The 14,200-nt window shown below is 44.2% G+C and carries 12 protein-coding genes; 4 read left to right on the top strand and 8 right to left on the bottom strand.

Features of this window, described 5'->3' with window-relative positions:
• Positions 1-3: 3 nt before the first annotated feature.
• From yidD to rpmH, 3 genes are read right to left on the bottom strand one after another with little or no spacing between them, the layout of a single operon-like run.
• On the bottom strand, positions 4-243 hold the full coding sequence (gene yidD, locus Q1A41_RS13825; RefSeq protein ID WP_299770713.1) for a membrane protein insertion efficiency factor YidD: 240 nt from the start codon (positions 241-243) through the stop codon (positions 4-6).
• Positions 243-608 carry a ribonuclease P protein component gene (gene rnpA, locus Q1A41_RS13830; protein WP_299980149.1) on the bottom strand — a complete coding sequence of 122 codons (366 nt, stop codon included), beginning with the start codon at positions 606-608 and terminating at the stop codon, positions 243-245. Before rnpA ends, yidD begins: the two co-directional genes overlap by 1 nt.
• Before the next feature lie 37 nt (positions 609-645).
• Complete coding sequence (gene rpmH, locus Q1A41_RS13835; protein ID WP_166851970.1) at positions 646-780, bottom strand: 50S ribosomal protein L34; 135 nt, start codon at positions 778-780, stop codon at positions 646-648.
• A 603-nt stretch (positions 781-1,383) separates the two neighbouring features.
• Here rpmH and dnaA point away from each other — a divergent pair.
• Genes dnaA through gyrB form a run of 4 tightly spaced genes read left to right on the top strand, consistent with a single transcriptional unit; the run spans position 1,384 to position 7,762 of the window.
• Entirely contained in the window at positions 1,384-2,997 is a 1,614-nt protein-coding gene (gene dnaA, locus Q1A41_RS13840) for a chromosomal replication initiator protein DnaA (RefSeq protein WP_299980152.1), read from the top strand.
• A 60-nt stretch (positions 2,998-3,057) separates the two neighbouring features.
• The gene (gene dnaN / locus Q1A41_RS13845) at positions 3,058-4,161 is read left to right on the top strand and encodes a DNA polymerase III subunit beta (protein WP_299980155.1); all 1,104 of its coding nucleotides are present in this window, start codon (positions 3,058-3,060) and stop codon (positions 4,159-4,161) included.
• A 26-nt stretch (positions 4,162-4,187) separates the two neighbouring features.
• Entirely contained in the window at positions 4,188-5,294 is a 1,107-nt protein-coding gene (recF, locus tag Q1A41_RS13850; protein WP_299980158.1) for a DNA replication/repair protein RecF, read from the top strand.
• Between the two features lie 50 nt (positions 5,295-5,344).
• A complete protein-coding gene (gene gyrB, locus Q1A41_RS13855) occupies positions 5,345-7,762 on the top strand; it encodes a DNA topoisomerase (ATP-hydrolyzing) subunit B (protein ID WP_299980161.1) in 2,418 nt (805 codons plus the stop codon).
• Between the two features lie 80 nt (positions 7,763-7,842).
• Here gyrB and Q1A41_RS13860 read toward each other — a convergent pair whose 3' ends face one another.
• From Q1A41_RS13860 to gmhB, 5 genes are all read right to left on the bottom strand, one after another.
• Entirely contained in the window at positions 7,843-8,517 is a 675-nt protein-coding gene (locus Q1A41_RS13860; protein ID WP_299980164.1) for a spondin domain-containing protein, read from the bottom strand.
• A 179-nt stretch (positions 8,518-8,696) separates the two neighbouring features.
• On the bottom strand, positions 8,697-9,782 hold the full coding sequence (locus Q1A41_RS13865; RefSeq protein ID WP_299980167.1) for a methyl-accepting chemotaxis protein: 1,086 nt from the start codon (positions 9,780-9,782) through the stop codon (positions 8,697-8,699).
• A gap of 326 nt (positions 9,783-10,108) precedes the next feature.
• Positions 10,109-12,835: a pitrilysin family protein gene (locus Q1A41_RS13870; RefSeq protein ID WP_299980169.1), complete on the bottom strand. Its 2,727-nt coding sequence runs from the start codon at positions 12,833-12,835 to the stop codon at positions 10,109-10,111.
• Positions 12,836-12,924: 89 nt separating this feature from the next.
• Positions 12,925-13,623, bottom strand: a complete 699-nt coding sequence (locus tag Q1A41_RS13875) for a lysophospholipid acyltransferase family protein (protein WP_299980172.1) — start codon at positions 13,621-13,623, stop codon at positions 12,925-12,927.
• Between the two features lie 11 nt (positions 13,624-13,634).
• A complete protein-coding gene (gene gmhB, locus Q1A41_RS13880) occupies positions 13,635-14,192 on the bottom strand; it encodes a D-glycero-beta-D-manno-heptose 1,7-bisphosphate 7-phosphatase (RefSeq protein WP_299980175.1) in 558 nt (185 codons plus the stop codon).
• Positions 14,193-14,200 lie beyond the last annotated feature (8 nt).

Below are 14,200 nucleotides of genomic sequence, written 5' to 3' on the forward strand. Positions count from 1 at the left end.
TATCTATTCTTGGTCTTGAGAAGTTGAAGGTTTACCGGGCACATAGTCAAAGCCGCCAGGGTGCCATGGATGGCATTTAGCTAAGCGGCGAACGGTAAGATAACTACCTTTTATACTGCCATGGGTTTCTATTGCTTCTTTCGCATAATGAGAGCAGGTCGGATAAAAGCGGCACTGGTTGCCAACCCAAGGGCTAGCAAGGTATTGATAGATTTTTATCAAACCTAAAAGCAGTGCTTTCATTATTCACTCGTCGCTTTGCGAATCAGCTTTTGCCATTGCTTATTCAGCTGGCGTGTTAACGCCGCATTGTCCAATGTGTCCATGCCACGGCGAGCGAGCACTATAGCATCGAATGGCGGTAATTGGTGTTGCTGAAGCCGAAAAGATTCTCTAATTAGACGTTTTAATCGGTTGCGATCAACGGCATTGCGCACGTTCTTTTTGGCGATTACTAGGCCAAGCCGAGGGCGGTCTAATTGGTTCTTGCGGACAAGAATAAGAAAGTGCTGATGAGAAGCACGAAAAGAAGGCGAGTCAAAGACAGGCTTAAAGTCACTGGAGTTCAGCAGCCGCAGGGATTTATCAAAACCTAAATGCTGCGACAAGCGGAAACTCCAGTTTACAGGGCAGTATCTGAGCTGATTATGCAGCTAGTACTTTACGGCCCTTGCTACGACGGCGAGCAAGCAATTTACGACCGTTTTTGGTCGCCATGCGAGAGCGGAAACCGTGAGTGCGCTTGCGCTTCAATACGCTTGGCTGAAATGTTCTTTTCATGATAATACCCGTGTTCAATCATGTCGGCTTTAGAGCTTAACTGAAACCCATTGAACAGCCGAGCTCGTGGAAAAATGAGGCGCGATATTAATGGATACTCCTAGAAATTGCAATGCTTAATTAGAAAATGATCAGTTTTTCCGCTTGTACAGGCTTTTAAACGATATTTGTACAGGCTTTATTCAGTTTTTCAACAGGTTTATCCACAGGTGTTTGTTTGCGCTGTTCGTGTAGGGGTTTTTGAATAGTTGAGGGTAGTTGTTGATTCTGTGGGGGTTTTCAAATTGTGCTATAAAATAGATTTCTTTTATGTGGATAACTTTTCTCTGATAATGTAATCTACGCGGATTGCTGTGGTTAACTCTAGTTATTTGAACAAACACAGAGAGTATTGGAATACTTATACACATCTGCATTCAACTGATGTTGGAAAGAGCAATCTATATAACGGTTGTTGTCAGTAGATATAAAGTCTTCCTTCTATATATACATATTTTGAAATCTATAAGTGCGCTGAAATTTTCAAAGCGCTAATGGCTTTATTCTCTGGTAGTTTGCGATTGCTTAGAGAGGGTTAGACTTACGGGTTTACTGGGGGATTCATTGTCAGGCCTTATTTGGGACAAATGCTTAAGCAGTTTAAGTCAAGAGCTGCCAGCACAACAATTTAACACTTGGATAAAGCCGTTACAGGTGCAAAATGATGAGGCGGGTGGCCTCTGCTTGTTGGCGCCTAATCGATTTGTTCATGATTGGGTAAATGACAAATACCTGTCTCGCATTATAGAGTTGGCCAACGAATATTCAGATGGAATGCGAATAAGTGTTAGCGTGATCGTAGCTAACCGACAAGCTAGTCGCTTTCAAAGGCGTAACCATCGCTCAAGCCCCGAGCCTATCCCCACGGCAATTGCGACGCCAACTATGAACCCTGTGCCGGTTAGCTCTAGTGCTTCTGCTTATCAGCAGGAGCCTGAACCTACTCAGCAATTAGAGTTGGCTGGTACCGATAACAATGTGGGGGCCGCGCATTCATCTTCTATGGGCGCTCCAATTAGTCAACTTAGCAGTTCTGGGGGAGGTTTTCCCAATTCAGCCTTAACTATTAAAGATAGCCAGTCTCTCAAGCAAGTAGAGAGTGTCCCTGAGATTATCAAGCCTAATAGCGATATTGAGGTCGAAGGTGGCCTTAAGCATCGTACTTATCTGAATGCTGGCTTTACCTTTAAGAGTTTCGTGGAAGGTAAGTCCAATCAGCTTGGTTTGGCGGCTGCAAGACAAGTTGCGGAAAATCCAGGCGGTTCATACAACCCCCTATTTATCTATGGCGGTGTGGGTTTGGGTAAAACTCACTTGATGCATGCAGTAGGTCATCACTTAGTCGAGCAAAACCCACATGCAAAGGTTGTGTATCTGCACTCTGAGCGTTTTGTTGCTGATATGGTAAAGGCATTACAACTTAATGCCATCAATGACTTTAAACGCTTCTATCGCTCAGTGGATGCTTTGTTGATTGACGATATTCAATTTTTCGCAGGTAAAGAGCGATCACAGGAAGAGTTTTTTCACACTTTCAATGCCTTGCTAGAAGGTGGTCAGCAAATTATTTTGACTTGCGACCGCTATCCAAAAGAGATTCAGGGCTTAGAGGAACGACTTAAGAGTCGCTTCGGCTGGGGCTTAACAGTATCTGTTGAGCCACCTGAACTGGAAACACGAGTTGCGATTCTTATGAAGAAAGCAGCCCAGTCGAATATGTTATTGCCTAATGACGCTGCTTTCTTTATTGCACAACGAATTCGATCAAACGTACGTGAGCTGGAAGGTGCATTGAAGCGCGTAATTGCAAATGCGCAGTTTACCGGCAGAGATATCGATGTACCTTTGGTTAGAGAGGCTCTAAAAGATCTATTGGCACTGCAAGATAAACAGGTTGGTATTGATAATATCCAGCGTGTTGTGGCGGAATACTATAAAATCAAAGTTGCAGACTTATTATCAAAAAGGCGCAGCCGTTCCGTAGCTCGCCCTAGACAAGTTGCCATGGCTTTGGCTAAAGAGCTAACTAATCACAGCTTGCCAGAAATCGGAGATTCATTTGGCGGTAGGGATCACACCACTGTGTTGCATGCCTGCCGTAAAATTAAAGAGTTAAGAGAAGAAGACGCGGATATTCGTGAAGATGTAAAAAACCTACTGCGCTCTTTAACGACGTAATACATAGTATATTATATAAGATAAAACTAATATAAAACCATTAGGATTTGGGATAAATTGATGAAATTTTCTATCTCTCGAGATGCTCTTTTAAAACCTCTTCAATTAGTTGCTGGTGTTGTGGAGCGCAGGCAAACCTTGCCTGTCTTGGCTAATGTATTGGTAGTTTTAGAAGGTGATCAGTTATCTCTTACCGGTACTGATTTAGAAGTTGAAATAGTTGGCCGTGTACAGCTTGAACAAGCTGGCGAATCCGGTCAGATTACTGTTCCAGCCCGAAAGCTGTTCGATATCTGCCGTTCCTTGCCCGATGGTGCATTAATCGATTTTATTGAAGATGGCCAAAAAGTCATCGTTAAAAGCGGTCGCAGCCGCTTTAGCCTGGCGACACTGCCAGCTAATGATTTCCCCAATGTGGAGGATTCAGCACAGGATCTTCAGTTTACCTGTGCCCAGTCAATCATTAAAACTTTGATCGATAGCACAGGCTTTGCAATGGCACAGCAAGATGTTCGTTATTATCTAAACGGTATGCTGTGGGAAGTTAGTGAAGGTAAGCTTCGTTTTGTAGCTACGGACGGTCACCGTTTGGCAATGAGTACCGAAGATATCGCTATCAGTTGTCCTGAAAATAAACATGCGATTTTGCCACGTAAAGGTGTCGTAGAGCTGTCCCGTCTATTGGACGACTGTAGTGAAGAGGTTACGGTTAGCTTGGGAAGTAATCACGTTCGAGCTATCACTGAGTTTTATACATTTACGTCTAAACTGGTTGACGGTAAATTCCCAGATTACGAGCGTGTGCTGCCAAAGAATGGTAACAAGACTGTTATCGGTGAACGCGCTGAGCTTAAACAAGCATTTGCCCGAACTGCTATTTTGTCTAATGAGAAATATAGAGGTGTGCGCCTGCTACTTAGTGATGGGCAGCTAACCATTACAGCGAATAACCCAGAGCAGGAAGAAGCTGAAGAACAGGTGACTGTAGACTACGCCGGAGATAGCTTAGAGATTGGCTTTAACGTTAGCTATTTACAAGATGTCGTCAATGTATTGCAGTCTGACAATGTGAAGTTTACTTTGTCTGATTCTAACAGTTCTGCTTTAGTTGAAGCGGAAGAAGGTAGTAATGCTGTATATGTCGTAATGCCTATGCGCCTATAGTAGGGCAGTTATTCCCTGCTTTTTTGATGCCACTTCAACGCATTTCTATTAACAATCTACGTAACTTGGGTTCAGCGAATTTGAATCCAAGTTCTCGTCTAAATTTTATATACGGCGCTAACGGTAGCGGTAAGACCAGCGTGCTGGAAGCTATCTACTTATTAGGTAGCGGCAGATCGTTTCGAAGTCATAAGATTAAACCCCTCATTAAGCACGATAGCGCATCACTAACGCTATACGCTGAACATACAAGCAATAATTCAATTCACAAAATTGGTCTTGAACGAAGCGGCGCTAACAACGCATCCAGAACAAAGGTTGATGGTAGGGTTGTCAATTCAGCTTCTAGTTTGGCCTCATTGCTTCCCACCTTAATGATTGATGCCCATAGTTTTTCCTTGATAGAGGGCAGCCCAAAGGAGCGACGCTCATTTTTGGATTGGCTAGTGTTTCACGTGAAACATGGGTTCCATGATGCCTGGAAAGGCTATTCTAAAGCGCTTAAACAACGGAATAGTTTGCTGCGACGTGGTAGAATAGAAGGCTTCGAAATCCGCCCTTGGGAGCTTGAGATGTGTGATAAAGCACATCAATTAGAGGCGATGAGGCTGGAGTGCTTTAAGTATCTAAAGCAGAACTTAGAAGCTGTTATCAGCGATTTTGTCCCTTTAGAGGGCGTTAGTTTCGAGCTATACAAAGGTTGGGACAGGGATAAAACGCTTGAACAGCAGCTCGATCTTGGTCGAGAGCGTGATTATAAACTAGGTTACACCTGGTATGGCTCTCAGAAAGCAGACCTGAAAATAAAGGTTTCGGGTCATGCTGCTGATCAGGCTCTCTCTAGGGGGCAACAAAAGTTACTGGTTTGTGCTTTAAAAATCGCGATTGGTAAAACGTACAGTGAGCTTAGTGGTAGGCAATGCATCTATCTAGTTGATGATTTGCCCGCTGAACTGGATTCAGGCAATCAAAAACGATTGGCAAGTTGGCTAAATGTCATCGGCGCACAGGTTTTCGTTACTGCCATTGAGTTAGAAAGCCTTTCGCTTGCATGGAAAGAAACAGAACGAGATAAGATTGCCATGTTTCACGTGAAACATGGCAATGTGGAACAAATAAAACAAGAGCCCTAAAAGCTCAGACTATAGGTAAAGCGTTTACCTATACAACAACGGAGTATGCTATGTCAGAAGAATCATCTTATGATTCGTCCAGTATTAAGGTACTAAAGGGCCTGGATGCTGTGCGTAAGCGTCCAGGTATGTACATTGGTGACACGGATGATGGAACCGGTTTACACCATATGGTGTTTGAAATCGTTGATAACTCGATTGATGAGGCCCTGGCAGGGCATTGCTCCGAGATTAAAATCGTAATTCACCCCGATGAATCCATATCTGTTTCAGATAATGGCCGTGGTATTCCTACTGAAATGCACGAAGAGGGGGTCTCAGCAGCCGAAGTTATCATGACTGTACTGCACGCTGGCGGTAAATTTGATGATAATACCTACAAGGTGTCCGGTGGGCTGCACGGTGTAGGCGTTTCGGTAGTAAACGCTCTATCTGCAGAGCTTAAACTTACTATTCGTCGAGAAGGCAAGATTCACGAGCAAGTTTACCATCATGGTGTGCCTCAAGCGCCATTAACCATCGTGGGTGACACTGAGGTTAGCGGTACAGAAGTACATTTTGTACCTTCAGCTGAAACCTTCAGCAATATACAGTACAACTATGACCAGCTGGCAAAGCGTCTGAGAGAGCTTTCATTCCTAAACTCAGGTGTTCGAATTGTTCTTAAAGATGAACGTACCGCGAAAGAAGATGTCTTTGAGTACGAAGGTGGCCTAAAAGCTTTTGTTGAATATCTAAACCAAAACAAAAACACCGTAAACCAAGTGATGCACTTTGACATACAGCGAGATGACGGTATCGGTGTAGAGGTGGCATTGCAGTGGAACGACTCCTTTCAAGAAGGTCTTTTCTGTTATACCAATAATATTCCCCAGAGAGATGGCGGTACACACCTAGCAGGTTTCCGTTCAGCGCTTACCCGTGGATTAAACAACTATATCGAAAAAGAAGGTATGGGTAAGAAGGAAAAGGTTTCGACTACCGGCGATGATGCTCGTGAGGGTTTAACCGCAATTATCTCTGTGAAAGTTCCTGACCCTAAATTCTCATCTCAGACGAAAGATAAGCTGGTTTCATCTGAAGTAAAGGGCGCCGTAGAGCAAGAAATGGGGGCAGCCTTTAGTGACTACTTGCTAGAAAACCCGCAGGAAGCAAAAGCGGTAGTTGGTAAGATGATTGAAGCGGCGAAAGCCCGAGAAGCGGCACGCAAAGCTCGAGAAATGACTCGCCGCAAAGGGGCCCTGGATATTGCAGGTTTACCTGGAAAACTGGCTGATTGCCAGGAGAAGGATCCGGCTTTATCAGAAGTATACCTAGTGGAGGGTGATTCGGCGGGTGGATCTGCAAAGCAGGGCCGTGATCGTCGAACCCAAGCTATCTTACCGTTGAAAGGTAAAATCCTTAACGTTGAAAAAGCACGTTTTGATAAAATGCTTTCAAGCGCCGAAGTAGGGACCCTTATTACCGCGTTAGGTTGTGGTATTGGTGCTGAAGAGTTTAACCCTGACAAGCTTCGTTATCATCGCATCATTATCATGACGGATGCTGATGTTGATGGATCACACATCCGTACGCTCCTATTAACATTCTTTTTCCGCCAAACTCGAGAGCTTATTGAGCGTGGTCATGTGTATATTGCACAACCACCGCTTTATAAAATCAGTAAAGGTAAGCAAGAACAGTACTTGAAGGACGAGGCGGCGTTAGAAGAGTTTTTAACTAACGTTGCTCTAGAGACAGGTGCCTTGCATGTCAATAAGGATGCCCCTGGAATTACAGGCAGCTCTCTACAGGAATTGGTTGTTGCTTATCGATTGGTAATGGCTACTATCGATCGTTTGTCTCGCCTGTACCCTGCCGAAGTTTTGGAACAGATGATCTATCAAGACGCCATTAGCTCCGAGCAACTGAAAAGCGAATCAGAAGTTCAGCAATGGAGTGAGTCCTTACTAACTAGGTTGCAAGGTGAAAACAGAGCGGGAAGCCATCGCTATAATGTGACAGTTACCGAAGACAGTGAGCGTCATGTTTTTCTACCAACCTTTACGATTACCGCACACGGTGTCGATACTGATTTTCAATTTGGGCATGATTTCTTCCAATCTGGTGAATACCAGTCCATGGTAGAACTTGGAAAGCGCCTAAATGGTTTAATGGAAGAAGGCGCATATTTCTCTAAGGGTGAGCGTAAACAGGAAACACGAGACTTTAAAGTTGGCTTGGAGTGGCTAATGAAAGAGTCTAAGCGTGGCTACAATATTCAACGCTACAAAGGTCTGGGAGAGATGAACCCTGAGCAATTGTGGGAAACTACTATGGATCCTGAGACTCGTCGCATGCTTCAAGTAACCATTGAAGATGCGATCAGTGCTGACCAGATATTCAATACGCTAATGGGTGATCAAGTTGAGCCTCGCAGAGACTTTATTGAGACTAATGCCTTGGCGGTAGCTAACTTGGATGTTTAAATTCCTTTAATCGGCTCTATAGAAAAAGGCGCCATAGGGCGCCTTTTTGGCTTTCGACAAGAAAGTATATAGATTCAGTGTTATTGAACTCGCGTAATTTCTACCTTAGCTACTCGGTCTGCCCACTGATAAGCTGCGCGACTTAAATCTCCTTCACCGTGAATACCTGGGCTAGGGTAAATATAACCTTCACCTTGATCGTCGTCTGAGAAAGGCTCGCCACCACAACGTGGGCCTGGGATATCGGCACAAAGTTCACTATTCACTTCGCTACCACCATCATAGGCTCGCATAAAGTGAGTGAGTGTAAAGCCTGGATAGTGAGGTAAGCGTGCATTCAAAAGACTAACTAAGGTATCGTTTGTTGGTAATGCCATACTGATTAAACTAAGGCGCGGGAAAGCATTAGTCGAACTTAAAGTGATCTCTACAGATTCCCCTGGGTTTAACAAGCCTTCGCTGTGAGCCGTCGCACTAACACCTTGATCTGCATTTAGCTGATCTTGCAGTGGAGCAATATCGCCCCCTTCAGCAATACGGATAACTTCAGGTGAAGCTTCTTCGCCAATATTAAATAGACGTACATTGTGGTTGTGTGCCACTGAAAGAACAGGGGTAAAAGAAATACCCTTTGTTATATTGGTAACTTTGACTGTGTATTCAAAGGTTCTTTGAGCTTGTGCGGAAATACTTAGTGCTATACCAGCTGTAACTATCGCCGCCTTGCTTAGGCTCTTTAGATTTAATGAAAACATGATCTTTCCTCTGCTGACTAGTTGGTGACTATCGAATAGATAAACTAACCAGCAGTGAAAACATAGCGGTCACCTCTTTATAAAAAAAAGGTCACAAGTTCATTGGAAATAATAACAAACTCAAAAAAGGTAGCACTTTAGAAGGGCTACCATTTACATATGGGGATATAGACGCCAGCTTAAAAATCACAATGCCGACTAAGATCATCTAAGCAATCCATTACCTGATGGCTAGCGCGCTCCATTTCCTCGAAGTATAAAATGGCATTTTCCTTGTCACCGCCCTCTAGTGCGGTTAATGCTGCCAAACCACTGTCATGAACCTTTTGATGGGGTGGATCAATATTTTTAAATGCCGTTACAGTACTGTACTTTTGAGCCCCTTCTTTCTGATACCACTGACCTAGCCTGCAGCTAAGATGATTGGCGAAATCACTAATGGATTTATCGCTTTTGCCCGCCGCGACTTCATAGACCTCACTTTTCCAAACGATATGGTCGAGTTTAACGGTCTGAATGAAGGTCCTTAGCGAGGCGTTATTGATTGTGGACTTCATGGTATTGCAGCAACCGATGATAGACCCGTAATCTTCGTTTAAACGAGCTACACCATTGGATAAGTCATTATTGCTGTTTTGTATGGTATTAACCGACTGGACAGTTTCAGAAGTCGACTGAATGATCTGGCCTACTAGCTCTGAGACTTCGTTAGCCGAAGTGTTCGTGTTATTAGCCAGCGAGCGAACCTCATCGGCTACAACACTAAAGCCTCTGCCAGCTTCACCTGCGCGAGCCGCTTCAATAGCGGCGTTAAGGGCAAGTAAATTGGTTTGATCTGAAATCTTAGATATTGTTTCTACGAAAGAATTAATATTATCGGCCATCTCAGAAAGGCCAGATATATTTTCGGTCATTCCGCCCATATTACTGGTTAGACCTTTCATTTCGTTGACGATCTGATTCAAAGATTCATTGGAAACATCGAGCAAATCATTGATCTTGTCTGTCGATTGGCTTTCGACTTCTATGGATTGGTGAGAAGACAGTACGGCCTCGCGAATTCGCTCTATTTGACCTAAACACTCTAGGGTACAAGCTAATAGCATAGACTCAAAAGCATTGGTATTAGCACTACTATGTTCTTCTACTTGTTCTGCAGGCGGTTGCTGGAGTTGTAGATTATCCTGTTCAAGCTGTCGTAGTTGCTTTCGCAGTGATTCGTTCTCTTGTTCTAAGTTTTGATATGTGGATTTTAATACAAACATTGACCCTTGCTCTTGCATTCAATGTACTGTCGCCGAGCAAATACTATTTCCCTGTGCCTGGCTAAAAGGTCCTGCTCAGTACTAGTTGTTGGTTATGCTCGTCCCTGATCCATCAAAGTATGATTTTTTATCGGCATTTATCAAAAAAGATTAATATAAAAGAGAATAGATCAGAATTCTGGATACGTGCAAAAAGATTTGTTTTTAGTTGGCAGCAGGGCCTAAAGGGCTTAAGGCCCTGCTATGAGCATGGAATTGTCGATGAAAAGAGCCGCCAATAGGCGGCTGTGCCACTGTAAAGTGCAAAGTCCTAAATTCTGGAGTGACTACTTTGTCTTACTGAAATCAGCACCTGTTAGGATCGCAAACTTATCGATCTCGAGATAGCGTTTCATTACCTTATGGATATCTTGCGCTGTTAAGGCGTTGATCTTCTCTTCAAAGTCTTCGGACCACTGCATATCTCGCTTAAGGTAGGCATTGCTGCCCAATATTGGTGCGAGTTCATTGTCTTTGGATCGAGATATCTTGCGTTGTTGTAAGTAGCCAGATTTAGCGCTGGCTATCTCTTCGGCAGTAAAACCTGAATCTAGGACTTTTTGAAGTACCTCTTTTACGCCCTCTTCAACTTTTGACAGATTTTGAGGAGCGCATATCGCATAGATCCCTAAGGCGCTGCGCTCGTCAATAGAGCTTTGGTTAAAGAAGGAACCTGCGCTATAGCTCAGTCCGTCTTCCTGGCGTAGCTTGGTAGCTAACCGACTGTTCAAAAAACCACCGCCTAGCATATAGTTACCCAGAACTAGAGCCGGGCTATCGGCATGCTTATCGGATACCGGCAAAGAAATCGTGGCGGCAAAAACGGCATTTTCTTTATCGGGGGTATTAAATTGCTGCGCATTGCTGTCAACCGCCTTAAAGTCACGAGCTATGCGGGTATAACCAGTTTTCGGTTCCCAGTTTGCAAAATGCTTCTTTAATGCCTTACGGATAGCTTGCTCATCAAAGTCACCTACTATCGCCAGTTCACCGTTAGCGCTACCGTAAAACTCGTTATGGAAAGCTTTAATATCATTTAGCTTTAAGTTGTCTAAACGCTTGATGCTTTCATCGAAAGTAGGAACATAGTAAGGGTGATCTTCAGGCACCTGACGGTGGCGACGGCTGTACTCACGGAAGACGAGGGCTTGAGGGTTTTGTAAGCGTTGCTCTAAATCCACTTTGGCAGTGGACTTATACTGCTCAAACTCTTTCTCATCAAAATTAGCTTCTTTGAGTACGTGTGCTACCAAGTCGATTGCTTTAGCTAAATTTTCACGCTTGGTTTTAACCCGGGCACTGACTGAGCTGGCACTACCACTGATTGAAACACCGGCTTTTAGCTTATCGAACTCGTCTTGTAATTGCTCGCGGGTATATTTATTGGTACCTCGCATTAGTAGGGTTCCGGCAGCACTACCAATCTCGGCCTTATTCATTAACGACTTTTCATCGCCTAGGTTAAGGCTTAAATAAAACTCTACGGATTCACCACGTGTTTTCTTAGGGAGCAAAGATACTTTTAGGTTGTTGGCAAGAGTGTAACTGTTGGTGCGCTTATCAATATTATCAGGGGAAGCATCAAACAGCTCACCGGTGCTTACAGCTTTACGACCTTTATAGTCTTTTAGCATGTCAGCTACGCTTGCTACTGCAGGAATTTCAATTCGTTCAGGGTTTTCAGCTGGCAAGAATCGACCCGCAGTTCGGTTGTTTCGGGTTAAGTATTTTTCGGCTACACGTTGGACATCTTCTACTGTGACTTTTTCGATTCGGTCGCGATTTAAAAATAATAGCCGCCAATCGCCCATGCCAAGCCATTCGCTCAGTTCTAGAGCCACACTCTCTGAAGAGTTAAAACCAAGCTCAAAGTTTTTAATAAGCTTACGTTTGGTGCGTTCTACTTCTTCTTTGCTGACGGGGTTTTTGGTAATGTTTTCCAAAACTTTGTGGCTGGCCTCGATAGTTTTTTGTAAGTCTGCAGATTGATCTACCTCCATACCAAACATCATTAAGCCTGGCTCGGCCCACTGGAAATTGAAGCCGAAACTTCTGCTGGCAAGTTTTTGCTCTACGATTTCTTGATGCAAACGCCCGCGAGGGGTTTCGCCTAGAATGCCAGAAAGCACTTCTAATGCAGCAAAGTCTTCATGGGAGCCTGCTGGCACATGATAGGCTGTGGCATAAAGCTGAACATCACCAACGCGACGAATCGTAACAAGCTTTTCACCGTCCTGTGCAGGTTCTTTAGTATAGAGTGGCTGTAAGCTTCGATCTGGTTTAGGTATCGGGCCGAAGGCATCTTCAACCTTATTTAGCATCTCTTGTAATTTAAACTTACCCGCAACAATAAGTGTAGCGTTGTCTGGTTGATAATACTTTCTATAGAACGCTTTTAAACGATCAATCGATACGTTCTCGATATCAGAACGGGCACCAATTGTAGACTTGCCGTAGTTATGCCAGCTATAAGATGCTGCCAGAAGGCGTTTGAGTAGTACCCCGAATGGGCTGTTTTCGCCACGTTCAAATTCATTTCGAACAACAGTCATCTCACTGTCGAGATCTTTTTGGGCGATAAAAGAATTTACCATGCGATCGGCTTCCATGCTCAAAGCCCAATCGATATTTTTTTCGCTCGCATTGAAGGTTTCAAAGTAGTTGGTGCGATCGGTCCAAGTGGTTCCATTTGGACGAGCACCGTGTTCGCTTAGCTCTTTTGGGATGTCTTTATGTTTTGGGCTGCCCTTAAATACTAGGTGCTCTAGTAAATGAGCCATGCCAGTCTCACCATAGTTTTCATGCTTAGAGCCAACTTGGTAAGTAACATTTACAGTGACGGTCTCTTGAGTGACATCAGGGAACAATAAAACCCGTAAACCATTCTCTAGGCGATACTCGCTGATACCTTCTACTTCGGTTACTTTTACAGGTTTTGCAAAGATACCTTGAGACAAAGTACCGGCGGCAATGATCGCTGATGCAATCAGAGTTTTACGAAAAGACAAGCCCATAGCTGGCTCCTTATGATTAGGCAGCCCCCATCGTTGGGTGCTGGAATTACAAATGAATCAAAGCTAGGCCGCGAGCAGCCTTAATATTATTAGACGCTATATTGCTCGATCCAGTTTCGTACTTCTTGGGTAAGTTCTTTGCTATTGCGATCTTCAGTGCTGATCATATCACTAATTGTGATTGTTACGACGCCGGCTTGCTTGGCCAGTTTGTGCGGTGCCCATGCTACGCCGGCATTGTGCGCCACAGCAACTATAGGTACATTGGCCGCTATGGCGATATCGGCGCCACTGCGGGCAAAGTTACCGAGTTCGCCAGGTTTTTTGCGAGTGCCTTCTGGGAAGACTAAGACTGAAATGCCGTCTTCTAGACGAGATACGCCTTCGCGACGGACTTTCTTTAGAGCTTCCCTCGGGTTGCCCCTATCAATAGGTATTGAGCGAAGCGCTCTTAGGCCCCAACCAAAAAACGGAATGTTTAAAAGTTCTTGTTTTAGAATAGTAGCAACAGGATTAAAGTGAGCCTGTAAAAAAAGTGTTTCCCAGCTACTTTGGTGGTTGGCTAATATCACACAAGGACGTTCTAAAGCAGCTTTATTGCCTTTTATTTCAATACCGATACCGCAACAGACTTTTAGCCAAAGCAAACAAAAGCGATTCCAGCTCACCAAAAAACCAGAGCGAAATGAATAGGGCAGTAACATAAGTGGCAGTGCGAGGGCACCGTATAAGATACCGGTTATGACGTAGCCGATATAAAAAATTATTGCGCGTAGCTTTGCAATCAAAGTTACTATCCTTAACCGAAATTATCTGCAATATAAGCAGCAGCCGCTGCTAAGTCTTCAAATACAGGTGTATTTTCCAACCCTGGATACGGTTGCTCAGCAAGCTTAGCGAGAGTTCTTTCCCCTTTGCCTGTGCGAACCAAAATAGGGCGACAGTTTTTAGACAGAGCAGTTTCTAGATCTCGTAAGCTATCGCCTACGAAAGGCACATCATCAGCGCAAATATCAAACTCGACTTCTATCGCATCGACCAAGCCTGTCTTCGGCTTGCGACAACTGCAATTATCATCGGGCCCGTGTGGGCAGTAGAAAATCGCGGCAATACTTCCGCCACGAGTTTCCACCATATCGCTTAATTTGCTGTGCATAGCTTCTAAATCGTCAAGATCGAATAAACCCCGAGCTAAGCCCGATTGATTTGTCGCGACGACCACCGTGAAGCCAAGGCGAGATAACTTCGCAATGGCTTCAAGGCTACCTTCAATGGGCTGCCACTCCTCTACAGACTTAATATAGTCGTCAGAGTCGTGGTTGATTACACCATCTCTGTCGAGAATGACCAGCTTCACTAAAGGCT

Source organism: uncultured Pseudoteredinibacter sp. (assembly GCF_947502065.1).
GTDB lineage: Bacteria > Pseudomonadota > Gammaproteobacteria > Pseudomonadales > Cellvibrionaceae > Pseudoteredinibacter.

Coding starts and splice junctions, on each gene's coding strand:
- yidD (WP_299770713.1), bottom strand. CDS start 243: ATGAAAGCACTGCTTTTAGGTTTGATAAAAATCTATCAATACCTTGCT.
- rpmH (WP_166851970.1), bottom strand. CDS start 780: ATGAAAAGAACATTTCAGCCAAGCGTATTGAAGCGCAAGCGCACTCAC.
- dnaN (WP_299980155.1), top strand. CDS start 3,058: ATGAAATTTTCTATCTCTCGAGATGCTCTTTTAAAACCTCTTCAATTA.
- recF (WP_299980158.1), top strand. CDS start 4,188: ATGCCACTTCAACGCATTTCTATTAACAATCTACGTAACTTGGGTTCA.
- gyrB (WP_299980161.1), top strand. CDS start 5,345: ATGTCAGAAGAATCATCTTATGATTCGTCCAGTATTAAGGTACTAAAG.
- Q1A41_RS13860 (WP_299980164.1), bottom strand. CDS start 8,517: ATGTTTTCATTAAATCTAAAGAGCCTAAGCAAGGCGGCGATAGTTACA.
- Q1A41_RS13865 (WP_299980167.1), bottom strand. CDS start 9,782: ATGTTTGTATTAAAATCCACATATCAAAACTTAGAACAAGAGAACGAA.
- Q1A41_RS13870 (WP_299980169.1), bottom strand. CDS start 12,835: ATGGGCTTGTCTTTTCGTAAAACTCTGATTGCATCAGCGATCATTGCC.